At 57.1% G+C, this 23,315-nt stretch carries 23 protein-coding genes, 1 pseudogene and 1 riboswitch; of the genes and pseudogenes, 19 read left to right on the forward strand and 5 right to left on the reverse strand.

Translation table 11 applies throughout. The features are described from left to right. Positions 1-14: 14 nt before the first annotated feature. Positions 15-953 carry a LysR family transcriptional regulator gene (locus ACTG2U_RS00830; protein WP_439973882.1) on the reverse strand — a complete coding sequence of 313 codons (939 nt, stop codon included), beginning with the start codon at positions 951-953 and terminating at the stop codon, positions 15-17. Between the two features lie 861 nt (positions 954-1,814). Here ACTG2U_RS00830 and ACTG2U_RS00835 point away from each other — a divergent pair. The 5 genes from ACTG2U_RS00835 (at position 1,815) to ACTG2U_RS00855 (ending at position 7,777) form a co-directional block, all read left to right on the forward strand. Beyond that, positions 1,815-3,767: a putative bifunctional diguanylate cyclase/phosphodiesterase gene (locus ACTG2U_RS00835; RefSeq protein WP_158113472.1), complete on the forward strand. Its 1,953-nt coding sequence runs from the start codon at positions 1,815-1,817 to the stop codon at positions 3,765-3,767. 143 nt (positions 3,768-3,910) lie between these two features. Next, entirely contained in the window at positions 3,911-5,476 is a 1,566-nt protein-coding gene (locus ACTG2U_RS00840) for an AbgT family transporter (RefSeq protein ID WP_005351146.1), read from the forward strand. A gap of 71 nt (positions 5,477-5,547) precedes the next feature. Beyond that, the gene (gene nfsA, locus ACTG2U_RS00845) at positions 5,548-6,273 is read left to right on the forward strand and encodes an oxygen-insensitive NADPH nitroreductase (protein WP_005351148.1); all 726 of its coding nucleotides are present in this window, start codon (positions 5,548-5,550) and stop codon (positions 6,271-6,273) included. Positions 6,274-6,464: 191 nt separating this feature from the next. Then, entirely contained in the window at positions 6,465-7,229 is a 765-nt protein-coding gene (locus ACTG2U_RS00850) for a hypothetical protein (protein ID WP_005337161.1), read from the forward strand. Further along, positions 7,223-7,777 (forward strand): VOC family protein, encoded by a 555-nt coding sequence (locus ACTG2U_RS00855; protein WP_439973883.1) that lies wholly within the window; start codon positions 7,223-7,225, stop codon positions 7,775-7,777. Before ACTG2U_RS00850 ends, ACTG2U_RS00855 begins: the two co-directional genes overlap by 7 nt. A gap of 145 nt (positions 7,778-7,922) precedes the next feature. Here ACTG2U_RS00855 and ACTG2U_RS00860 read toward each other — a convergent pair whose 3' ends face one another. After that, a complete protein-coding gene (locus tag ACTG2U_RS00860) occupies positions 7,923-9,146 on the reverse strand; it encodes an MFS transporter (RefSeq protein WP_439973884.1) in 1,224 nt (407 codons plus the stop codon). A gap of 95 nt (positions 9,147-9,241) precedes the next feature. Between ACTG2U_RS00860 and ACTG2U_RS00865 the strand changes: the two genes are divergently transcribed. Then, positions 9,242-10,117 (forward strand): LysR family transcriptional regulator, encoded by an 876-nt coding sequence (locus ACTG2U_RS00865; protein ID WP_429012620.1) that lies wholly within the window; start codon positions 9,242-9,244, stop codon positions 10,115-10,117. 63 nt (positions 10,118-10,180) lie between these two features. Further along, positions 10,181-11,137 carry a LysR substrate-binding domain-containing protein gene (locus ACTG2U_RS00870; RefSeq protein WP_439973885.1) on the forward strand — a complete coding sequence of 319 codons (957 nt, stop codon included), beginning with the start codon at positions 10,181-10,183 and terminating at the stop codon, positions 11,135-11,137. Between the two features lie 70 nt (positions 11,138-11,207). Here the strand turns inward: ACTG2U_RS00870 and ribA are convergent, their stop codons facing one another. Beyond that, a complete protein-coding gene (ribA, locus tag ACTG2U_RS00875) occupies positions 11,208-11,801 on the reverse strand; it encodes a GTP cyclohydrolase II (protein ID WP_005351157.1) in 594 nt (197 codons plus the stop codon). Positions 11,802-12,049: 248 nt separating this feature from the next. On the opposite strand from ribA, the gene cmk reads away from it, so the two are divergent. The 6 genes from cmk (at position 12,050) to pyrF (ending at position 17,223) form a co-directional block, all read left to right on the forward strand. Further along, positions 12,050-12,742 carry a (d)CMP kinase gene (gene cmk / locus ACTG2U_RS00880; protein ID WP_019444698.1) on the forward strand — a complete coding sequence of 231 codons (693 nt, stop codon included), beginning with the start codon at positions 12,050-12,052 and terminating at the stop codon, positions 12,740-12,742. 94 nt (positions 12,743-12,836) lie between these two features. Beyond that, on the forward strand, positions 12,837-14,507 hold the full coding sequence (rpsA, locus tag ACTG2U_RS00885) for a 30S ribosomal protein S1 (protein WP_439973886.1): 1,671 nt from the start codon (positions 12,837-12,839) through the stop codon (positions 14,505-14,507). A gap of 92 nt (positions 14,508-14,599) precedes the next feature. Beyond that, on the forward strand, positions 14,600-14,884 hold the full coding sequence (gene ihfB, locus ACTG2U_RS00890) for an integration host factor subunit beta (RefSeq protein ID WP_005299934.1): 285 nt from the start codon (positions 14,600-14,602) through the stop codon (positions 14,882-14,884). A 158-nt stretch (positions 14,885-15,042) separates the two neighbouring features. Then, positions 15,043-15,327: a LapA family protein gene (locus ACTG2U_RS00895; protein WP_005337143.1), complete on the forward strand. Its 285-nt coding sequence runs from the start codon at positions 15,043-15,045 to the stop codon at positions 15,325-15,327. A gap of 9 nt (positions 15,328-15,336) precedes the next feature. Beyond that, positions 15,337-16,503 (forward strand): lipopolysaccharide assembly protein LapB, encoded by a 1,167-nt coding sequence (gene lapB / locus ACTG2U_RS00900; RefSeq protein WP_005351163.1) that lies wholly within the window; start codon positions 15,337-15,339, stop codon positions 16,501-16,503. An 18-nt stretch (positions 16,504-16,521) separates the two neighbouring features. Continuing rightward, complete coding sequence (gene pyrF, locus ACTG2U_RS00905) at positions 16,522-17,223, forward strand: orotidine-5'-phosphate decarboxylase (RefSeq protein WP_111901346.1); 702 nt, start codon at positions 16,522-16,524, stop codon at positions 17,221-17,223. Here pyrF and rrtA read toward each other — a convergent pair. After that, positions 17,198-17,791: a rhombosortase gene (gene rrtA, locus ACTG2U_RS00910; protein WP_111901347.1), complete on the reverse strand. Its 594-nt coding sequence runs from the start codon at positions 17,789-17,791 to the stop codon at positions 17,198-17,200. The genes pyrF and rrtA overlap by 26 nt on opposite strands. On the opposite strand from rrtA, the gene ACTG2U_RS00915 reads away from it, so the two are divergent. The 5 genes and pseudogenes from ACTG2U_RS00915 to ACTG2U_RS00935 all read left to right on the forward strand — a co-directional run bounded on the left by ACTG2U_RS00915 (position 17,790) and on the right by ACTG2U_RS00935 (position 20,677). Then, positions 17,790-18,413 (forward strand): tRNA-uridine aminocarboxypropyltransferase, encoded by a 624-nt coding sequence (locus ACTG2U_RS00915; protein ID WP_429012626.1) that lies wholly within the window; start codon positions 17,790-17,792, stop codon positions 18,411-18,413. The genes rrtA and ACTG2U_RS00915 overlap by 2 nt on opposite strands. A 20-nt stretch (positions 18,414-18,433) precedes the next feature. Further along, a complete protein-coding gene (gene queC / locus ACTG2U_RS00920) occupies positions 18,434-19,141 on the forward strand; it encodes a 7-cyano-7-deazaguanine synthase QueC (RefSeq protein WP_005359893.1) in 708 nt (235 codons plus the stop codon). Positions 19,142-19,202: 61 nt separating this feature from the next. Beyond that, positions 19,203-19,874 carry a 7-carboxy-7-deazaguanine synthase QueE gene (gene queE / locus ACTG2U_RS00925; RefSeq protein WP_181269422.1) on the forward strand — a complete coding sequence of 224 codons (672 nt, stop codon included), beginning with the start codon at positions 19,203-19,205 and terminating at the stop codon, positions 19,872-19,874. 1 nt (position 19,875) lies between these two features. Beyond that, on the forward strand, positions 19,876-20,106 hold the full coding sequence (locus tag ACTG2U_RS00930) for a DUF3820 family protein (RefSeq protein ID WP_005337126.1): 231 nt from the start codon (positions 19,876-19,878) through the stop codon (positions 20,104-20,106). Continuing rightward, positions 20,103-20,677 (forward strand): annotated as a pseudogene (locus tag ACTG2U_RS00935) (cob(I)yrinic acid a,c-diamide adenosyltransferase). The gene ACTG2U_RS00930 and the pseudogene ACTG2U_RS00935 overlap by 4 nt, the downstream one beginning before the upstream one ends. A gap of 69 nt (positions 20,678-20,746) precedes the next feature. Here the strand turns inward: ACTG2U_RS00935 and ACTG2U_RS00940 are convergent. Further along, a complete protein-coding gene (locus ACTG2U_RS00940; RefSeq protein WP_005359895.1) occupies positions 20,747-21,151 on the reverse strand; it encodes an H-NS family histone-like protein in 405 nt (134 codons plus the stop codon). A 302-nt stretch (positions 21,152-21,453) separates the two neighbouring features. After that, positions 21,454-21,625, forward strand: a riboswitch (Lysine riboswitch). 88 nt (positions 21,626-21,713) lie between these two features. Here ACTG2U_RS00940 and ACTG2U_RS00945 point away from each other — a divergent pair. Next, positions 21,714-23,294: a Na+/H+ antiporter NhaC family protein gene (locus tag ACTG2U_RS00945; protein ID WP_005359896.1), complete on the forward strand. Its 1,581-nt coding sequence runs from the start codon at positions 21,714-21,716 to the stop codon at positions 23,292-23,294. The last annotated feature ends 21 nt before the right edge of the window (positions 23,295-23,315 follow it).

Consider the following 23,315-nt stretch of genomic DNA (forward strand, 5'->3'; position numbering starts at 1 on the left):
TGGCCCGCTAACAGTCAGATGCAATGTGGGAGGTTGTCACCCTGTGAAAATTGGTTATCCCATTGCCGGTTACGATAGCGTGCGGAGTATTTCTCAACAAATTCAGCGAACATCTTAACACGCAACGGGGCGAACTGGTGCTGGCAACACAACATGTAGAAGGGGCGATTGCCGGTCTGCCAGTCGGTCAGTACCGGTACCAGCTGCTCGTCATGGAGGAAGCTGCTCAGATAGTGCAGCGGGGCGTTGACGATCCCCAGATGACGTCGGGCTGCGCGTACCGCGGCCTGGGTCTGGTTGACGGTCAGTTTGGCGCTGCGTTTGATGCAGACGCTCTGGCCATCCTTGTCGGTCAGCTGCCAGTGCTGGTGAGGCCAGCAGTAGATGAGATCGTGCTCTTCCAGCTGGTTGGGATGGGAGGGGGTGCCCTTCTTGGTCAAATAGAGTGGTGAGGCAAACAGGCCGTACTCGATATGGCCGAGACAGATCGCATTGGGCAGCGACTGGGGCAGCTCACCGTTGAAGAACACCAGATCCCGATCATTGTCAAACAGGTGCTGGTGATCATTAGTCTGGGTGATATCGAACTGTACCTCGGGATAGTGCAGCCCGAATTCGGCCAGCATATCGATGAGGATGGTGTTGGAGAGTGCGATCGGTGCAGCTATCCGGATAAGCCCGGTGATGTCGGCCTCTTGACCCTGGATCTCGCTGGTAGCCTGCTCGATTTGCGCGAGTGGCGTGCAGAGACGTTCGTAGTATCTGAGGCCATCATCGGTCAGGCGGAGCTTGCGGGTAGAGCGATGTAGCAGGGAGCAACCCAGTTGCTCTTCCAGCTGGGAAATGCGTCGACTGATGGTGCCTGTTGGCATGCCCAGTGCGGCTGCAGCGTGGGAGAATCCTCCCTCTTGCACCACCTTGACGAACAGGTAGAACTCTTCGATGTGCTTCATAAACGCTGTTCTGGGTGTAACAAGGGGGCAACCATAAAAAGAGCGTTCCGGGTTGGCAAGGGTAATTCAGCGTTTAATTGATCTGGATTCGATTTCTGTTGATACCAGTTCTCCACCCGCCCGTCATCTCAGTTTCCCCGAGCTGGTGATTATTCCGGCACGATGCCAAATGGTACTGCGGCAGTGATGTTTGCCATATTCCCTGATTTGTTCCGCTATAACCGCAGGCGAAGGCCGATATTGCAATCTGATGGAAGGAATCTGGGTTGCTCTGCGTACTCAGCCGGGGTGGTTTGCCATCCCCAGCCAATGTGATGCAGATCATATATTCGGATTTTGCTCATTGCCTGTTGAAAAATGAATTTGGGGTATATCAATTCCGCCTTAGTGAACTATTTTTGTCCGTTTTGGCGTTTTTTTGGCTGTTTATCCATCCGCTTGGTTAATTAATGGAAGCTTTGTGACAGAGAGTGATGACTATTTCCGCCATTGATTTGAATGTTAATAACAAATTTGTCGCAGCAAATATGCAATTGCTCTTTCAAGGTCTCGAGTGGATAGCTCTTAGTGCTTGTTTTTACTGGGGAAAAAAGTTAAAAATCGACTATATGATTTGCCTGGATTAACAGGGTCCTTGGCTGAGTCCTTTGTGGTATTGCCGTACAGGCTGCCCTGTTGTTGATATCTGAAATAGTTTTGTCCGCTCTTGGCTATGTGAAAAGGGATAATGGCCGAGAGGTATTTGCACCTTGCATTCTGCAGCTAGCGGTTTGCCAGATCTGTTTTCCGGTTAACCAGTGACCATCCAGCATGAATGACCTTGACCAGATGAATACGCTTGACGAACGGTTACTGAAGACGATGGATGTTCTGCATACCCCGATCTGGGTTTATGACATCGAGCATCACCATATTTTCTGGGCAAACAGCGCCGCGCTCTCCGTGTGGGAGGCGACGTCTCTCGACGAACTCTGTTCCCGCGACTTCTCTGCCGATATGGCAACCGCCATCGATCTGCTGCTACAGCGCTATCTGGGTGATTTTCAGCAGGGGCGCAGTTACAACGAGTGGTGGACCCTCTCCCCAAAGGGGGTCAAGAAGCAGATCTATCTACGCCTCTCCGGTATTCAACTGGCTGGCCGGCTGATGATGATGACCGAAGCGGTGCTCGACTCCGATACCCTCTATCAGGAGTCCTCGCTGGCAACCGGCGATACCCTTGCCTGCCTCTTCGATAGCCACGGTGTGTTCGAGAGTGGCAACTATCACTTCGAAATGTGTTTCGGCCACCAGATCGCCAAGCTCTCCCAGGTTTTCTCCGGCAATGATGACAGCTTCTACCAGAAGCTCTCCCGTCTCGATGAAGTGGTGACCGAGGGGGAGTGCCGTACCCTCAAGGGGATGCGCTGGTTCCAGTATCAGTTCCGCTATATCCAGCAGGGGGCCCGCATTCTGCTCACCATGCGGGATATTACCGATCGCAAACTCGAAGAGCTGGAGCATCGCCACCTCGCCTGGCACGACTCCCTGACCGGCCTGCTCAATCGGTATGGCTTAATGAAATCCCTCGAGGCCTATTGCGGGCTGGGGGAGCGTTTCGCGCTGGTGTTCATGGATCTGGACAACTTCAAGCTGGTCAACGACAACTACGGCCACAAGGCGGGAGATCGCCTGCTGGAGCGGGTCGCCGGTCGCCTCAAACAGATTTGCCCGCGGGATGTGGAGCTGGCTCGCCTCGGTGGCGATGAATTCACAGCACTGGTGCCGCTGGGCACTCAGGGGGATCGGGCGCAAGAGGTGGCCGATCAGATGCTCTCCCAGATGACCAAGCCGCTGCAACTGAGCGGGCTGCCGGAGGTGACCATCGGCGGCAGTATCGGTATCGCCATCTATCCCGATGATGCGGATGACGGGGACAACCTCATCACCCGTGCCGACATGGCCATGTATCAGGCCAAGCAGATGGGGCGGCTGCGCTGGCAGCGTTTCACCCCCAGCATGCAGCAGACCCTGCAGCGCAAGCTCAATCTCAAACAGTTTCTGGCCAAGGCCATCGGCCGCCAGGAGCTGAGCCTCTGTTACCAGCCGCAGGTCGATGCCGCCAAACGGCGTCTGATCGGTTACGAGGCGCTGCTGCGCTGGTACAACCCGGTGCTCGGCCATGTGTCGCCGGTGGAATTTATCCCGCTGGCCGAAGAGATGGGGCTGATCCGCGAGCTCGGCAGCTGGGTGCTCTCTACCGCGCTGGCACAGGTAGCCAGCTGGCAGAAGCGCTTCCATCAGCGGGTGCCGGTCTCCGTCAACCTCTCCGGTTTCCAGCTCTCGTCGGCGCTGCCCGGGCAAGTTCGCCAGCAGCTGGAGCTGCACGGGGTGGATGCCTCCCTGTTGACGCTGGAGCTGACCGAAACCGTGCTGATGCTCGATATGAAGGAGTGCCTCGGCATTCTCGACGATTTGAGCGAGCAGGGGATCAAGATTGCCATCGATGATTTCGGTACCGGCTACTCCTCGCTGGCCTATCTCAACCGGTTGCCGATCAACAACATCAAGCTGGATCGCTCCTTCGTGGTCGGTCTCAACTTGCCGGTGATCCGGGCGACTGCGGCCATGGCCACCAATCTGGGGTTGGGGATCATGGCGGAAGGGGTGGAGGAGCCTCACGAACTGGCCGCACTGCAGACCCAGGGGTGCCATGTGTTCCAGGGATATCTGTTCAGCAAGCCGCTGACTGTGGCGCAAGTCGAGGCGAGCGGTTTCGTGGTGGAGTGCCAGGTCGGGCGTTATCCACTGCTAGATGCCGTAATGGCAGAGTAACAAGTGTGCGTTAGGCCACAACTTGGGATTTTATTCCGCAATATTTAATCAAAATTAATCATTCTTTTGCGATCGGTCATGAGACGGATTGGCTGGAGTTGCTAGCATGCGCCCTCGTTTCTAGGGAAAGGAGTATCGCAATAATGAGTCATGCTGCTGTCAATGACCGTCCGGCCAGCCCTCCCAAAGGTTGGCTGAACCGTTTCCTCAATGGCGTCGAGAAAGCCGGGAACAAATTACCCGACCCCGCCATGCTGTTCCTCTATGCCTTGCTGATCGTCTGGGTCGGCTCCTGGGTGTTGTCACAATTCCAGTTTGATCTGGTCAACCCCCGTACCGGGGAGGCGGTAGTGGTCAACAACCTGCTGACCGGTGCCGGTCTGGCCGAGTTTCTCTCCACCATGGTGACCACCTTTACCGGCTTTGCCCCGCTCGGGATCGTGCTTGTGGCCATGCTCGGGGTCGGGGTGGCCGAGCAGTCCGGTTTTATCAATACCGGTCTGAAAAAGTTGCTCAAAGTGACGCCTGCCCGTTTTCTCACTCCCATGCTGATCCTGGTGGCGATCGTCAGCCACACCGCCGCAGATGCGGGTTATGTGCTGGTGATCCCCATCGGTGGCATCATCTTCCACGCTGCCGGACGCCATCCGCTGGCGGGGATCGCCGCTGCCTTTGCCGGCGTTTCCGGCGGTTTTGCCGCCAACTTCCTGCCCTCCGGCGGGGATGCGCTGCTGCAGGGTTTTACCCAGTCCGCCGCTCAGTTGCTCGATCCTGACTACATGGTCAACACCCTGTGCAACATCATCTTTACCGGTGCCTCTTCGTTGCTGATCATCTGCGTCGGCTGGTTCATCACCGAAAAGGTGGTGGAGCCGCGCCTCAAGCACGTGGCGCTCAACGAGGATCTGGAGAGTGCCGACGAGATGGGGCGCTACAGCGCGCAAGAGAGCCGGGCCTTCAACTGGGCTGGGTTTGCCATGCTGGCGGCTATCGTGCTGCTGGCGCTGGCGCTCTCCCCGAGCGATTCACCGCTGCGTGCTGCCGATGGCTCCCTGACCACCTTCGCCGCGCCGGTGATGAAGTCCATTGTGCCGCTCATCTTCTTGCTCTTTATCCTGCCCGGGATTGTCTACGGCTTTGTCGCAGGCAGCTTCAAGAGTGGCAAGGATGTGATCGATGCCATGTCGGCCACCATGAACAAGATGGGCTCCTACATGGTGATGGCCTTCTTCTGCGCGCTCTTTATCAAGGCGTTTGGTGACTCCAATCTGGGCACCCTGCTGGCCCTCTCCGGTGCCGAAGTGCTCCATGCGCTGGCGCTGCCCGGTGAGGTGACTATCGTCGGGATGATCCTGCTCACCGCCAGCGTCAATCTGGTAGTCGGCTCGGCCTCCGCCAAGTGGGCGCTGATCAGCCCGATCCTGGTACCCATGTTGATGGCGGTGGGGATCTCCCCCGAGCTGACCCAGGCGGCCTATCGGGTAGGGGATTCTGCTTCCAATATCATCACCCCGCTGATGGTATTCTTCCCGCTGGTGGTGGTCTATTGCCAGCAGTATGTGAAGAGCACCGGGATCGGTACTCTGGTCTCCATGATGCTGCCGTACTCGCTTGCCTTCTTGGTGAGCTGGACGATTTTCCTGCTGCTCTACTGGGCGCTCGGCTTCCCGCTCGGGTTGCAAGCCCCTTACGTCTATCCGGCCCCTTAAGCTGGGTGTGCGAGGGAGCCTTGGGCTCCCTCGTTTTTTTCGCTATGGTGTTACCTCATTTTGGAGGTGCCATGAATCAGACCATCGATCTTATCCTTTCCCATCGCTCCATTCGTCAGTTCACTGCCGAGCCGATCGCCCCGCAGCAGCTGGATGCCATTCTCGCCGCCGCCCAGTCCGCCTCAACCTCGAGCTTTTTGCAGGTGACCAGTATTGTGCGAGTCTGCGAGCCCGAGGCGCGTCAGCAGTTGGCCATGCTGGCGGGCAATCAACCCTATGTGGTGCAGGCGGCCGAGTTTCTGGTGTTCTGCGCCGATTACCACCGCCACACCCAGATCGTGCCCGAGGCCCAGACCGGCTATGCGGAGCAGTTGCTGATCGGAGCCATCGACGGCGCTCTGATGGCGCAAAACGCCTTGCTGGCGGCGCAGTCGCTGGGGCTGGGCGGGGTCTATATCGGCGGCATTCGCAACCATCCGGCCGAGGTGAGCGAACTGCTCGGCCTGCCCCATCAGGTGATCCCGCTGTTTGGCCTCTGCCTTGGTCATCCTGCCCAGCAGCCGGAACAGAAACCCCGTCTGCCCAGGGGATTGGTGGTGCATCAGGAGCGCTACCAGCACGAGCTGGATCGCGACCTGCTGGCCCGGTACGATCAGCAGATCGCGGACTACTATCAGGCCCGTAGCAGCAACAACAAACAGCAGACCTGGAGCGGCCAGATCCGCGCCATTCTGGGCAAGGAGTCCCGCCCTTTTATGCTGGGATTCCTGCAATCGCGGGGCTTTAACCTCAAGTAATGGCGCTGATGGGCGATACTATGGGGAGGTGACCGTCATGGTCATCATCCCCTGATCCTGCAATCTCTCCCTGAGACCGGGGGCACAGCTTGGTGACAAATCGTGGGCAAGGGGGGATCTGCAGGCTACCTTAAGTGGGTAAGCTGTTGTAGGATCACGCAATTGGATAGGAACAGGGGTTTGGACATCCTATGATTTTAACTTTGGTATTGCTGTCTATCGGCGCACTCCTGTTTTTGGTTATCGCCTATAACGTGGTGCAGCAATATAAGCAGAAGGCTGAGGCGGACAAGCGTCACGCCGTTGCCAGACACAAGACGGTGGCTGACGAGACCGAAGAGGTGTTGCTGAACGTCAATCTTGTGCCTTTCTCCAAGAACATGGTGTTGCTGTTGCAGCACCGGATCCTCGATGCCTATCGCGCCATCGCCCAGGTGATGCCGAACAATCAGATCAAGCAGCGCATCGTCGATGTGCAGACCCAGATCAAGAATGTGCAGGAGAACTACAGTGTTCAGGATGAGGGTCAGTTCAAGACCCCGGAGTCCGATCGTCAGGCGATCCAGATGCTGCAGTTGGTCAAGAAGATGCGGGCCGTGCTGCGGGTAGAGCACAACAAGGGCAAGATTGACCCTCAGGGGTTTGCCCAAGAAGAGCGCCGCCTTGAGCTGATGCAGCTCAAGATCAACATCTCCAATCTGGTCAAGCGGGCGATGGATGCCCGCATTCAGGGCCAATATGGTACTTGCCGCCAGCTCTATACCAAGGGACTCTCTGCCATGGCGAGCGTGGGCGACAAGGATCCCTATCTGCTGGCCCGTGAAGAAGATATGCGTCAGGGGCTCAAGGAGCTTGAAGAGCTGCAGCAGCAAAATAGCGCCCAGGATCTGCAAAACATCAAGGACAAGGAAGCCGACGAGCTCGATGTCCTGTTTCAACCCAAGAAGAAATGGTAAGCATGTCCCACCCACTCGATTCCACACTGGGGCCAATGGCCCCATTTGTTTCTCAGCTGTTGGCAGAACTGGCCGCCACTGGCGTCACAATTTCCCGGCCAACGGTCGATCACCTCTGTTATCGGGCGGCTACCCTGCAGGAGTACCGCGCGCTATGTGCTGTGCTGGCTGAGGCGGGCTCCTTGCTGGTGGAGGGTATGATTGGCGGGCGCCCCATCGCCACTTATCAGTTGCATCAGCCTCTGTTGGCTGGTGAGGTACAGGTACCCTGTATCGAGCTGGCTGCACCGAAACCGGGTCGCGTCCATCAGGCGGGGCTGGAACATATCGAGCTGGTGGTTACTTCACTGCAAGATCTGGTAGCGCGCTATCCCGAGCTGCCATTCAAAACCGGCAACATGCAGGATACCCGCAACCCCGATATTGGCCTGATGTTGCCTTCCGGCCAGATCAAGTTTCACCTGCGCCCGCTGGCTGAGGTGATCGCCGAAGAGGTGGCGACCGACGCTGTGGTCGCGGTGGCTGCGGATTATTTCGATCAGGAGTGATCCTGCGCTCAATGCGGTGCTAGCCTGACAGGCTCTTGAATAACGCAGCAAAAGGGGTCACCGGTGTGACCCCTTTTGTTATCTGGCGGTGCTTGGTTGCGAGAGCGCTATCTGCTCGTGGGTGACCCTGTTTGCGCTGAGCCTGTTACCGGTGTCGGTGGGGCTGCTGGGCGGGCAGTGGCGATTGGCTTCGCTGCTTGAGACGGCCGAGCCAGAGGCTCAAGCCTGCCGTCAGGATGAGGACCAGTTCAATTCCCATGACCAGACCGCCCAGCTCGCCTTGCTCCCAGAAGGGGTGCAGGTAAAGTCCCCCCAGACTCGCTCCCAGATAGTAGGCCACCAGATAGAGGGAGGAGGCGAGGGCGCGGTTGTGTTCGACATGATGACCGACCCAGGCGCTGGCGCAGGCGTGTGCCAGGAAAAAGCCGAAGCTGGAGATCAGCAAGCCACTCAGGATCCCGAGCAGACTGCCCTGCAGCAGCCACAGACTCCCGAGGGCCATCAGCGCGATCCCGACCAGCAGCATGCGTTGTGCCCCCCAGCGATTGGCAAAGCGACCGCTCAGAGAGGAGGCCACCGTCCCCGAGAGATAGGTGAGAAACAGCATGCCGAGCCACTGGGTGGGCAGGGAGAAGGGGGGCTTGGCCAGCAGGAAAGTGAGGTAGCTGAACTGGTTCAAAAACACCATAAAGTTGAGTCCCCCGATAAGGTAAGCCCCTACCAGCAAGGGATTGGTCAGGTGTTGCTGCAAGGCGCGAGCAAATTGGCCGCGAACGGGGGCGCTCGCCACAAAGCGGGTCTGATGGGGCAGCAGCCAGAAGACCAGCGGCAGCAGTGACAGGCTGATCACACCAATCCCCAGAAAGGTATGCTGCCAGTCGCCAAACCAGCCCGCCAACAGACCGCCGACCACCCGACCGGCAATGCCACCGAGGGAGTTGGCGGCAATATAGACCCCCACCGCCGAGAGCAGCGCCCGTTTGCTGAACTCTTCCCCCATATAGGCAATCGCGGTCGCGGGCAGCCCTGCCAGCAGCGCGCCCTGCAGGATGCGTAGCAGCAGCAGGGTGCCAAACTGCTCAACCAGCGGGATTAACAGTGAGAGCAGGATCGCCAGGGTGAGGGTACCCAGCATGACTTGCCGACGGCCATGGCGATCCGCCAGTCTGGCGCAGATCAGCAGGGAGGCGGCGAGGCCTGCAGTGCATCCTGCCAGGGTCCAGCTGGCCGAGAGGGAGTTGACCGAGAAGACCTCGGCGATCAGGGGTAACAGGGGATGGGTCTGGTAGAGGTTCAGAAACACCAGAAAAGAGCCCAGGCTGAGGGCCAGGGTTGCACGTATCCACTCGCGACTTCCAACTTCAATCATTGCGTATTGTCCTGACTACTTTTGGTCAGGGTAGAGTCCTTGCGGTTATAAATATAATATATTTAAGTTATCCATCTCATAAGATGAATTGATACATGGATCTGAAACAGCTCACCTATCTGCTGGCGGTCAGGGATGCCGGCTCATTTACCAAGGCAGCCAACAGTCTGCATGTGGCACAGCCGGCCATCAGCATGGCCATCGCCAAGCTGGAGCAGCAGCTCGAATTGCGGCTGTTTGATCGACAGGACCGGGCGGTACGGCTCACCCCGGAGGGAGAGGTGCTCTGTCGCCATGCCGAGCGCTTGTTGTTGCAGATGCATCAGGCCGAGGCCGAGATGGCCGAGCTCAAGGGGCTAGAGCGGGGGGAGGTGCGGATCGGGATCCCCTATATGATGGGCTCCTACTATTTTCCCCCTCGACTGATGGCCTTCAAGCATCGCTATCCCGGCCTCAAGATCCGGGTCGAAGAGGCCGGCACCCGTGAGCTGCTCAGCCGGATGGTGGATGGCTCCCTCGATCTGGCCATTCTCATCACCAGTGATCTTCCCCCCGCCATCGAGGGGGCACATCTGCTGAGCGAAGAGATGTTGATGGTGGTGGGGGACGATCACCCCTTGCGCGGCGAACCGGCCGTCACCCTCTCGCAGTTCTTTGCTCACGAGCTGGCGCTGTTTCGCCGTGGTTTTTACCACCGGGAGCATATGGAGGCGCTAGCCCAGAGCCTGGGCGTTGAACCCGATATCGCCTTCGAGAGCAATCTTATCCCTCTGCTCAAGGCGGTGGTGCGGCAAGGTTTTGCGGTGACCACCTTCTTGCGGATGGTGCTGGAAGAGGAGCCGGATCTGAGTGGCGTGCCCTTCGACCCGCCCATCTACCTCGACCTCTGTGTGGCGTGGCGGCGTGGCGATCCGCTATCTATGGCCAACCGTGCCTTGCGTGATTTTCTACTCAAGGAGCGCCCGGCCTGATGGCGGCGGGCCATTGCTGAAAGTTTGTTACTATTAACGGTGGGTTCGCTTGAGGGCTACACCATGAAATTGCAGCAATTGCGCTATATCGTCGAGGTGGCGAACCACAGGCTGAATCTGTCGGCCACCGCCGAGAGCCTCTTTACCTCCCAGCCTGGGATCAGCAAACAGGTGCGGATGCTGGAGGATGAGCTGGGGATCCAGATCTTCGAGCGCAGCGGCAAACACCTGACCCAGATCACCCCCATCGGTCGGGATGTGATCAAAGTGGCCGCCGAGGTGTTGGACAAGGTCGCCACCATCAAAGTGATGGCCAGGCAGCATGTGCATCCGGAGCAGGGAACCCTCACCATTGCGGCTACTCATCTGCAAGCCCGTTATATTCTGCCCGCCATCCTCAAGGGGTTCATGGCCCGCTTTCCCAAAGTTGCCGTAACTGTGATGCAGGGGAGTGCGGCGCAGTGCCGCGCAGCCGTGCATGATGGCGCGGCCGATCTGCTGCTGGCGGATGAACCGGAGGAGGGGAGCGATCTGCTCATGCTCCCCTCTTTTCAGTGGCAACGGGGCTTGGTGCTACCCAAGAATCATCCGTTGGCCAAAGCAACATCGCTGACCTCGGCCGAGCTGGTGGAGTTTGCGCTGGTGACTGACGGAAGGGCGCTCTCTGCCGCTCATGGCACTGATTGCGCTCATGCCGAGAGCCGGATCGCCTGCTGTGCGAGCGACAGCGATGTGCTCAAGACCTATGTCAGACAAGGGATGGGCATCGGGGTGATGGCAACTTTTGCCTGGGAGCCCCAGCGCGATGGCGATCTGGTGCTCAAAACGGCGCCCTGGCTACCAGGCTGTGTGGCCGCTATCGGGTTGCGCAGAGGGGCATTTTTATGCGGCTATCTCTACGATCTGATTGAACGTCTCGCGCCGCAATTGACCCGCGAGCGGGTCGATCAATACTGTGCTGCCCGCACTGGTGAAGAGCTTGAAGCTCTGCTGGCCAATCTGACCGTACCACAGCGATAGCCTGGGTCGTTCCAAGAAAAACGCCTCCGTTCGGGAGGCGTTTGACTATCTGGTATTCGTCAATGCAGGCTCATTTTTTGAGCATGTGATCCAGCTTGTTGGCCTTGGTCGACAGATAGAACTCGTTGTGGGGATTACGCCCTTCCTGCAAAGGTACCCGTTCGGCCACCGGAATACCGAAGGATTCCATCGCTTTCATCTTGCGGGGGTTGTTGGTCATCAGTTTGAGAGACTTGACCTCAAGCTGCTTGAGCATATCGGCGCAGATGGTGTAGTCGCGCATATCGGCGGCGAAACCAAGGGCCACGTTGGCTTCCACGGTATCGGCCCCCTGATCCTGCAGGTGATAGGCGCGGATCTTGTTGAGCAAGCCGATGCCACGGCCCTCTTGACGCACATACAGCAACACGCCACGACCGGCTTTGGCGATATTCTCCATGGCCGCCTGCAACTGGAAACCGCAGTCACAACGCAGGCTGAACAGGGCGTCGCCGGTCAGGCACTCTGAGTGGATCCGGCCCAGCACGGGCTCGTCACCTGTAATGTCGCCCATCACCAGTGCGGCGTGATCTTTGCCTGTGCCGGTTTCCTGAAAACCTACCAGCGTGAAGGTGCCCCAGGGGGTTGGCAATTTGGATTTGGCCACGAGGGTAACGCTGCTCATAGGTTGCTCCTTACTACTAACGGCTCAAAAAAGGGGGCCAGTTTAGCGCGCCTTGTCAGGAACGACCATAAGAACAAGTCCCTGCATTGCTTAATGAAATCTCCAAATGAGATACAAGCACAGCCGTCCGTCGGGGTTTTGGCCCTTTGTGCGGATTGATGACTGCCAGGCTCACCACATTCGGGTATAATCGGCGCCCATTAACCCACCCCTTCGGGATGGGAGCAACACAGTGCAGGAGAGAAGTTATGCCTCAGATGGCCCCCGTAATGACAATTGATGGCCCCAGTGGTGCAGGTAAAGGCACCTTGTGTCAGCTGCTTGCTGAGAAGCTGGGTTGGCACTTGCTGGACTCGGGCGCCATCTATCGGGTGTTGTCCCTGGCCGCCCTGCATCACGATGTAGAGCTGGACAGTGAAGCCTCACTGGTGCCGCTGGCTGCCAATCTGGATGTGCAATTTCAGGTTGAGGGCGATCTGGTCAAGGTGATCCTGGAAGGGGAAGATGTCTCCCGCACCATCCGCACCGAAGAAGTGGGTAATGCTGCCAGTAAAATCGCCGCCTTCCCCCGGGTGCGCGAAGCCTTGCTGCGCCGTCAGCGGGCATTTCGTCAGGCCCCGGGTCTGATTGCCGATGGTCGTGACATGGGTACAGTTGTTTTCCCCGAGGCCGAGGTGAAGATTTTCCTCGACGCCAGTGCCGAAGAACGGGCCCAGCGTCGCTATAAGCAGTTGCAAGATAAGGGCTTTGATGTTAACTTTGAGCGTCTTTTAACCGAGATTCGGGAACGTGACGATCGCGACAGAAATCGCGCTACTGCACCCCTGAAACCGGCAGAAGATGCTCTGGTGGTAGACTCTACCGCCATGACCATAGATGAAGTGCTGGCAACAGTACTCGCCTATGCAGAGCAACAACTTGGTGATGCCAGCGCAAGCTGACATCCGGTCGTCTGCACCAAGGATGGCGCAGATTATTTAAAACAGCCCCGCTTGTGCCGGATTGCAAGTGGATGTTTCATTTGTGACATAAACAATGATCGAATCTTTTGCTCAACTCTTTGAAGAGTCCCTGAACGCCGTTGAAACCCGTCAAGGTTCCATCGTCAAGGGTACTGTCGTTGCTATCGAGAACGGTTTCGTACTGGTTGACGCCGGTCTGAAATCCGAGTCCGCTATCCCGGCTGAAGAATTCAAGAACGCCATGGGCGAGCTGGAAATCAACGTCGGCGACACCGTTGACGTGGCTCTGGACTCTATCGAAGATGGTTTCGGCGAAACCAAGCTGTCCCGCGAAAAAGCCAAGCGCCACGAAGCCTGGCTGCAGCTTGAGAAGGCTTACGAAGAGCAAGCTACCGTTATCGGTATCATCAACGGCAAGGTCAAGGGTGGTTTCACCGTTGAACTGAACGGCATCCGTGCCTTCCTGCCGGGTTCTCTGGTTGACGTGCGTCCGATCCGTGACACCGCTCACCTGGAAAACAAAGAACTCGAGTTCAAAGTCATCAAGCTGGACCAGAAGCGCAACAACGTTGTTGTTTCCCGTCGTGCCGTGATCGAGACCGAGAACACCTCCGAGCGCGAAAGCCTGCTGGCTAACCTGCAAGAAGGTCAAGAAGTTAAGGGTATCGTCAAGAACCTGACCGATTACGGTGCATTCGTAGATCTGGGCGGTGTTGACGGCCTGCTGCACATCACCGACATGGCGTGGAAGCGCGTTAAGCATCCTTCCGAAATCGTCAACGTTGGCGACGAGATCGCTGTCAAGGTTCTGAAGTTCGACCGCGAGCGTACCCGTGTATCCCTGGGTCTGAAGCAGCTGGGCGAAGATCCCTGGGTTGCTATCGCTAAGCGTTACCCGGAGACCACCCGTCTGTCTGGCCGCGTGACCAACCTGACCGACTACGGCTGCTTCGTTGAAATCGAAGAAGGCGTTGAAGGCCTGGTACACGTATCCGAGATGGATTGGACCAACAAGAACATCCACCCGTCCAAAGTTGTTAACGTTGGCGACGTGGTTGACGTGATGGTTCTGGACATCGACGAAGAGCGTCGTCGTATCTCCCTGGGTCTGAAGCAGTGCAAATCCAACCCGTGGCAGCTGTTTGCCGAAACTCACGCCAAAGGCGACCGTGTTTCCGGCAAGATCAAGTCCATCACTGACTTCGGTATCTTCATCGGTCTGGATGGCGGCATCGACGGCCTGGTTCACCTGTCTGACATCTCCTGGAACAACCAGGGCGAAGAAGCCGTGCGTGAATTCAAGAAAGGCGACGAGATCGAAGCCGTTGTTCTGCAAGTGGACCCGGAGCGTGAGCGCATCTCCCTGGGTGTCAAGCAGATCGAAGAAGACCCGTTCAACAAGTACCTGTCTGACAACAAGAAAGGTGCTATTGTGAAGGGTAAGGTTACCGAGGTTGATGCCAAGGGTGCCGTAATCGAACTGGCTGACGGCGTAGAAGGCTACCTGCGTGCCTCCGACGCTGCTCGTGACCGTGTAGAAGACGCCACTCTGGTGCTGTCTGTTGGTGACGAAGTTGAAGCTAAATTCATGGGCGTTGATCGTAAGAACCGCACCGTAAGCCTGTCTGTCCGTGCTAAGGACGAGGCTGATGAGCGTGTTGCTATCGATAACCTGAACCAGCAAGAAGAAGTTGTGTTCAGCAATGCTATGATGGAAGCGTTCAAAGCCGCCAAGGGTGAGTAATCCTTGATGCAAGAAAAGGGCGGCATTGCGCCGCCCTTTTTTATCCTGGCAAAATGAATATTGCATGTGATCGGGGAAGGAGATTTAACGTTATGACCAAATCAGATCTCATCGAACAACTGGCAGCCAGCCGCATGCATATGCCGGCCAAGGATGTCGAAGCCGCCATCAAGGAGATCCTTGAGCAGATGGCGTCGACCTTGCAAAACGGCGACCGGATTGAAATCCGCGGATTTGGCAGTTTTTCACTGCACTATCGTGCGCCCCGTGTGGGCCGCAACCCCAAGACTGGGGACAAGGTTGAACTGACCGGGAAATATGTCCCGCACTTCAAACCTGGCAAAGAGTTGCGCGAGCGCGTCAACATCATTGAATAATGCAGAAATGGGCATACCTCGGGTATGCCTTTTTTCTTTTTGGCACCGATTCCTGTGCCAATCGTCTTGTTTCTTAAACTCTTTTCCCATTCACTCTAGAGTCTGCCTGCGATTTTAAGGATAATCAGCCTCTCATTAGATACTGACAGGGAGCTCTTATGAAGCGTATTTTGGCCCTCATTCCGCTGGTGCTGGTGTTTGTTCTGACCCTGGCGCTGGGCTCACAAAATGGCCAGCTGGTTCAGTTCAATTACTTGATCGCTCAGGGTGAGTTTTCACTTGCCATGCTGTTGGGCTTCTTCTTCGCTGGCGGTTTTTTGCTGGGCTGGCTGGTATTCGGCCTGCTGTTCCTGCGCCTGAAAATGCAAAACCGCACCCTCAACCGCACCATGCGTCGTCAATCCCGCGAGTTGGAGCTGGCCCGGTCACCGGGTAAGGAATAATGTTCCTCAATGCTTGAACTGCTTTTCCTGCTGTTACCCATCGCCGCCGGTTATGGCTGGTACATGGGTCGCAGGAGTGTTCGCCAGGACACCCAAAAACAGAGTAACCAGTTTTCCCGCCAGTATGTGGCGGGCCTCAACTATTTGCTGTCCGATGAATCCGACAAGGCGGTGGATCTCTTTATCCAGCTGCTTGAGGTGGACAGTGAAACCATCGAAACACACCTCTCCCTCGGCAACCTGTTTCGCCAGCGTGGGGAGGTCGATCGTGCCATCAAGATCCACCAGAACCTGGTAACCCGCCAACTGACCCGGGAGCAGCGACAGCTTGCCCTGCAGGAGCTTGCGCGCGACTTTTTGGCTGCTGGTCTGCTGGACCGGGCGGAAGCGCTCTGGAATGAGCTGTGTGACGACAGCGATTTTGAAGAGACGGCGCTGGCACAGCTGTTGATCATCCATCAGCAGTTGCGGGATTGGGATAAGGCCATCGATGTGGCGGTGCGTCTGCAAAAATTCCAGGGCAAGAAGCTGGCCGACCCCATCTCCCATTTCTATTGCGAACAAGCCGAGATCGCGCTGCGTGAGGGCAATAAAGGGGAGGGGCTGGCCAAGCTCAAACGGGCGCTCAGTATCAATCCGGCATGTGCCCGGGCCAGTTTGCGCCTCGCTGAGCTTGCCATGGCGGAAGGGGAGTATGAGCAGGCCAGCAAGGAGCTGCTGCGGGTGTTCGAGCAGGATATCGACTTTGCCTCCGAGGCGATGCCCAAATTGCTCGAGTGCTATCAGCAGTTGGGGCGCACGCCTGCGTTGATCCCGCTGCTTGAGAAGGCAGTGGAAGATCACGCCGGTGTCAGCGTGACCCTGGCCCTTGCCAAGCTGGTTGAAGAGCGTGATGGCCTGAGCCAGGCCCGTTCACTGGTGCTGCGTCAGCTGCGTCGTCATCCCTCGATGAAAGGTTTTTACCAGCTGGTGGGTTTTCAGCTGGCCAGTGCGGAAGAGGGGCCTGCCAAGGAGAGCCTCGAACTGCTGCAACAACTGGTCGGCGAGCAGATCAAAATCAAGTCAACCCACAAGTGTCGGCAGTGCGGCTTTGCCACTCACTCGCTGTTCTGGCAGTGCCCGTCTTGTCGCCAGTGGGGTTCCATCAAGCCGATCCGTGGTCTGGACGGTGAATAACAAGCAATAGGATGTGAGATGCAAGATCCCAAAGTACTGGTAGCGCTGGATTATCAGCACGAGGCAGATGCCTTAGCGTTCGTTGAACGTATCTCTCCGGCCCAGTGCCGTCTCAAGGTAGGCAAGGAGATGTTTACCCTGTTTGGCCCGCAGTTTGTACGCCAGCTGGTGGCCAAGGGATTCGATGTCTTTCTGGATCTGAAGTTTCACGATATTCCCAATACCGTTGCCAAAGCCGTGGCAGCCAGTGCCGAGCTCGGTGTCTGGATGGTCAACGTGCATGCCAGTGGTGGTGAGCGGATGATGCGTGCCGCCAAAGATGCGCTACTGCCTTATGGCGACAAGGCCCCCCTGCTTATCGGCGTGACCGTGTTGACCAGCATGGAGCAGTCCGACATGATCCCCCTCGGGTTGGATGTGAGCCCGGCCGAGCAGGTGATCCGGCTGGCTACCTTGACCAAAGCATCCGGTCTGGATGGGGTGGTCTGCTCTGCCAACGAGGCCCATGAGTTGAAAGCCTTGCTGGGTGATGAGTTCAAGCTGGTGACCCCGGGTATTCGCCCGACCGGTTCAGCGGCCGGGGATCAGCGCCGGGTGATGACACCGAAAGCGGCGGTCGAGGCGGGGTCCGATTATCTGGTTATCGGTCGCCCCATTACGCAGGCTGCCGATCCGGCCGCCATGCTGGCCAGCATCAATGCCGAGTTGGCTGGCGCGTAACAGGCTCACCCAGTGATATACGGTGCAGGCCGAGCAACAGGCCTGCACCGGCCCCGATAAGATGAGAGCCGATGTGTATCCTGGCATTGATCAGGGTAGCGATCGGGCTCTCTCCTGCGTTGTAGAAGTCCATCACCAGCTTGAGCCCCATCCCCGCTAGCAGCAGCCAGCCCGACGTGCGGCGTCCGTGGCGGATATCCTGCATTGCCCCCCAGACAAACAGGCCATGCAGCGAGCCTGATAGCCCCATGTACCATTGGGTCTGCGGGCACCACCACCAGATCCCCAAGCCCACTGCCAACCAGAGCAGCAACATCAGCAGCGGCAGGCGAGCCCCACCCAGATAGTCGCGAAACAGGCTATAGAGGATGGCGAGGCCGCCCAGATTGAGCAGCAGGTGCCACAGATTGGTATGAGCCAGATTGCCTGTTATGATCCGCCACCCTTCGCCCCCGGCGATCAAGGGCCGATCGAAGGAGAGCTGAAGATTGGGAACGGTAAAGAAGAGTAGCAAGCTGGTGAGAGAGAGCGTGATAACCCAGAGCAATCCAGATTTGTCTGACAACATGAAACAGTCCAACGACAAGAACAGTCGATACTGTACACGTTGCACCCGAGCCCTCAAAGCCTGCCTGTGCGATTATATTGTGCCGGTTGACAATCACACGCCCCTCTACATCTTGCAGCACCCCAACGAGGTGGCACATCCCAAGGGGACCGCGGCACTGCTGACGGCCTCTTTGCAACAGTGCGAGATCCATGTGGGGGAGGACTTTTCCCGCGATGAGTGGCTCAATATGCTGCTGGCTGACCAATCCCGTCGTTATTATTTGCTCTGGCCGGATGAGGATGCCATTTCGCTGACCGATCTTCGCCAACAGTGGGAGAGTGAATCCTCTAGCTCCGCATCCGTCGCCTTTATCTTGCTTGACGGCACCTGGCGCAAAGCCTATCGCATGTTGCAGAGCAACCCGACACTGGCCCGTTTGCCCCGCATCGGCATTGGTGCCATTGCCGGTCAATATGCCATTCGAAAGAAACCCTTTCCCGATGCCCTCTCTACCATAGAGGCGGGCTATCACCTCTTGTCCCGGTGGGAGGGGAGGCCGGAGCACTATGTGCCCTTGCTGACCCTGTTCAATCGGTTGAATACCCAGTGGCAGGACTTTGCCGAAGGCCGCCGCGCGTGACAATTCAAGGAGTTATCAAGATGAAAAAAGCAGTCGTGGTTTTCAGCGGTGGTCAGGACAGCACTACTTGTCTGGTGCAGGCATTGGCCCGGTATGATGAAGTGCACGCCATCACCTTTGACTATGGCCAGCGCCATCGGGAAGAGATCGACACCGCGCGCCGTCTGGGCAGTGCACTGGGGATTGCCGCCCACAAGGTGATGGATGTGACGCTGCTCAATGAGCTGGCGGTCTCTGCCCTGACCCGTGACGACATCCCGGTCAGCTGCGAGCTGCAGGATAACGGGCTGCCCAACACCTTCGTGCCGGGCCGCAATATCCTGTTCCTGACCCTGGCCTCCATCTATGCCTATCAGGTGGGTGCCGAAGCGGTGATCACCGGTGTGTGCGAGACGGACTTCTCCGGCTATCCCGATTGCCGTGACGAGTTCGTCAAGGCCCTCAATCAGGCGGTGTCGCTCGGGCTGGATCGCGGTATCCGTTTTGAAACTCCCTTGATGTGGCTCGACAAGGCCGAGACCTGGGCTCTGGCGGATCACTATGGTCACCTCGACACGGTGCGCCAGCAGACCCTGACCTGCTACAACGGCATTGCCGGTGACGGTTGCGGCACGTGTCCTGCGTGTGAACTGCGCAGTCGCGGCCTGAACAACTATCTGGCCGACAAGGCGGGCATCATGGCCAGACTGTTTGAGAAAACCGGGCTGGGTGAGAAAAGCGCAGAGTGAGCCTGCGTCTTGCCGTGGCTTGGGGTATAATCCGCGACTTTTGCAACAAGCCGTGATCGAGATGCACTACCCAATCAACGAGATTTTCCAGACCATCCAGGGGGAGGGTATCTTTACCGGCCTGCCCGCCATCTTTGTTCGCCTGCAGGGTTGCCCGGTGGGCTGCCCCTGGTGCGATACCCGTCATACCTGGGTTGTTGATCCGGCTCGTGAAGTGGGCAAGGCGGCGGTGCTGGATCTCTCCAACGAATCCGATTGCTGGAGCCAACTCAGCACCGCGCAGATTATCAAGAGCTTTACCGACCTGGGTTATCAGGCGCGCCATGTGGTGATCACCGGTGGCGAGCCCTGCCTCTACGATCTGCACGAACTCTCGTCAGCCCTGCTGGCGGCGGGTTATCAGGTGCAGATTGAAACCAGTGGCACCAGCGAGATCAAGACCCATGAGCAGACCTGGGTAACCGTCTCCCCCAAAATTGGTATGAAAGGGGGGCTGCCTGTGCTGGTCTCGGCGCTGGAGCGGGCCAACGAGATCAAGCATCCGGTGGCGACCGAGCACCATATTGAAGAGCTGGATGCGCTGCTCGCTACCGCGACCCTGCGCCCTGATGTGGTTATTGCCTTACAGCCGATTAGCCAGAAGCCAAGGGCCACCCAATTGGCGATGGATACCTGTATCGCGCGTAACTGGCGACTCTCAATCCAGACTCATAAATATCTGGATATCGATTAATATGGATTGGCTATCCGACGAACAGGTGCTGCTGACCCTGACCAACAAGATGCCTTACGGTAAATATCAGGGGCGGCGTATCATCGATATTCCCGAGCCCTATCTGGTGTGGATGGCGCGCAGCGGTTTTCCGGCGGGTAAATTGGGCCAGACGCTGGCGTTGGCTTACGAAATCAAACTCAATGGACTCGAATCCATGATTATTCCCATTATTAACAGGATGTCGGTATGAGAATATATACGAGGCAGGGCGACAAGGGCATGACCCGGCTGGCCGATGGTATCCAGTTGCCAAAGGATCATTTGCGGGTCGAGACCTACGGTTATATCGATGAGCTCAACTCCCATATTGGCTTGCTGATTTGTGACGTGCCGTCGCAAGAGATCGGTTTATTGGCTGATTTACAGCTGTTGCAACAGGAGTTGTTTGATCTGGGGGGGAGTTGGCATTCTCCAGTGACGCCCAGAATGAATCGATTTGGCAGGTTAATGCCGCTTGGACCACTCGCCTTGAACAGCAGATAGATCGTTATAGTGAGCCATTGCTACCGCTGCGCCAATTTATATTGCCCGGTGGTTCCCGTGCCGCGGCGCAAGCGCATGTGGTGCGTACTCTGGTGCGTCATTGCGAGCGCTTGCTGCTGACATTGAGCCGGGAAGAGCGGGTCAATCCCGAGGTGCTGCCCTATCTGAACCGGATGAGTGACTGGTTCTTTACCGTTGCCCGCTATCTCATCTGCGTAGCAGGGGATCGTGAAGTGCTGTGGGTCAAGGCAGCAGATCGCCCGCAATCGGCTATCTGATATGTCACATTTAAGCGGCAATAAAAAACCTCGCCTTGGCGAGGTTTTTTATTAGCAACGAGATTGAGATCAGATAGCAAAGTCTTCCAGTGATTTGCCTGCTGCCACTGCGCTGGCAATAGCCGAAGGCATACGGCCCTGGCCGGTCCAGGTTTTCTCTACGCCATTATCCTGATAGCGATATTTGGCAGGACGTGGCGCCCGCTTTGCTTTTTCTGATTTGCCGGGGTTGGTAGCGACAGCGCTTACCAATTCTGCCGGGTCAATACCGGCGGCTTTCAGCATTTCGCTATATTCGTTAATTTTCCGCAGATGCTCTTCACGGGCCTGACGCTCGGCAGCTTCATCCTGCTGACGTTCAGCAACGATAGTAGAGAGTTTTTCCAGTGCCTCTTCCAGTTGTTCCAGAGAAAGCTCGCGGCAGGTCGCACGCAGACTGCGGATATTAAGCAGTACCTTTAAAAATTCATTCATAGGAGTTACCACGTCGAGTCAGAGAAAAATATTATGTTCCAGCTGATTCTTGCTTGGTGATTTAAATAAGTCAAGCTGGGTTAAATATTATATCCGTGGGGAACATCAATACAGATATTTAATATGGCCAGCAATAGGCTTGGTGATTGGATGCCAATGAAACCGCAGTAGGTGAAAATAGCGTCAAAACAGGCGTTGTTGCATCATTTGACTACCATTTTACGACCTTGATATGTTTATCGTGACTATTTAATCAAAAAACTTGCTATAAGCTGCCATCTCGATAAAATGTGCGGCGAATACCTTTAAGTAGAGGCGCGCTGCCTATGAGTATTTGTGCGGAGGGTGATGCCTGTGATGCACAAGGAAAGGAGTCAGCGCCGAAGTGGCCAGGCCATCATACCGGGCTGCTGGTTCTGCATCTAATAGGTGCAGGACTGCCATAGTCATCCACTATGGAGCGCTACCTGAAGGGGCTGAGGAGTATGACCTCCCCATAGGTTTTGTTTCTTTAGATCCTCTCGGTAGATCTCCACCTGTAATCTTTAGGTGCAAAGAGATCATGGACATTAGTCATTTCGCCGACTCCGGTTGGTCCGTTCTTCCCCCCCTGTTGGCTGTCGCGCTGGCGATCATGACCCGCCGCGTGCTGCTGTCCCTTGGTGTGGGCATCGTCACCGGCAGTTTGCTGCTCAATCAGTTTTCACCCCTCGAATCCCTGCATTACATGTTGAATACCGTGCTCAAGATCTTCTGGGTCGATGGCGCGCTCAATCGTGACAACGTCAACATGATCCTGTTTATGCTGCTGCTGGGTGGCCTCATCAGCCTGATGAGCGTCTCCGGGGCGACCCGTGCCTTTGCCGAGTGGGCCGAGCGTCGTGCCAAGACCCGCAAGGGCGCCAAAGCGCTGACCGGCATGATGGTGTTTGCCTTCTTTATCGATGACTTCTTCCACAGCCTGTCGGTGGGTGCCATCTGCCGTCCGGTGACCGACCGCTTCCAGATCTCCCGTGCCAAATTGGCCTATCTGCTGGACTCCACCGCGGCGCCGGTCTGCGTGCTGATGCCCATCTCCTCCTGGGGGGCTTATATCATCGCCCTGGTTGGCGGCATCATGGCGGCCCACGGTCTGACCGAGCAGAGCCCCATCGCGGCATTTGTCGAGATGATCCCGATGAACCTCTACGCCGTCTTCACCCTGATCATGGTGCTGGTGGTGATTGCATTCCAACTCGACATCGGCCCGATGCGTCAACACGAAGCGTGGGCCTTGGAAGGCAAGCTGTGGGATGAGTCCAAGGGCCGCCCCATCGGTCTGGATATGGAAAGCCCGGAGGAGAGCAACGGCGGCATGATTGACATGGTTCTGCCGATCCTGACCCTGACCGCCGCCACCATCTATTTCATGATCGATTCCGGTGCTGCGGTGCTGAGCGAGAAAGGGCTGCCGTTCAGCGTGCTCGGTTCGTTCGAAAACACCAACGTCGGTTCCTCGCTGGTTTACGGTGCCCTGTGCAGTCTGGTGGTCTCCATCGGTCTGGCGATGCGCCTGAAGCTGGGTGCCAAGAACTGGATCAAGGCCGCGCCGCAAGGCGTCATGGCCATGCTGCCGGCCATCAACATCCTGCTGTTCGCCTGGACTATCGGTGCCGTGGTGCGCGACGTTGAGACCGGCAAGTACCTGGCTTCGCTGGCTAACGGCAACCTGCCGATCGAAGTGCTGCCTGCCGTGGTCTTTATCCTCTCCTGTGCCATGGCGTTTGCCACCGGCACCAGCTGGGGTACCTTCGGCATCATGCTGCCGCTGGCCGGTGACATGGCCGCCGCCAGCGACATCAGCCTGATGCTGCCGATGCTGGCAGCGGTACTGGCTGGCTCGGTGTTCGGGGATCACAGCTCACCCATCTCCAGCACCAGCATCCTCTCTGCTACCGGTGCCGGTTGCCATCACATCGATCACGTGATGACCCAGCTGCCCTATGCACTGGCCATCGCCTTCGGTGCGGCCATCGGTTACCTGGCGATGGGCTTGATGCACTCCAGCCTGGCCGGTTTCAGTGTCAGCGCACTCTGGTTCGTGCTCTTTACCGGTTATCACCTGAAAAAGGCCAAAGCGCGGCCAGTGCTGGCCACCGCGTAACATTTATAGAGCAAGGGGCCC

The organism is Aeromonas sp. 95A, from assembly GCF_051919235.1.
Taxonomy (GTDB): Bacteria; Pseudomonadota; Gammaproteobacteria; order Enterobacterales; family Aeromonadaceae; genus Aeromonas; species Aeromonas veronii.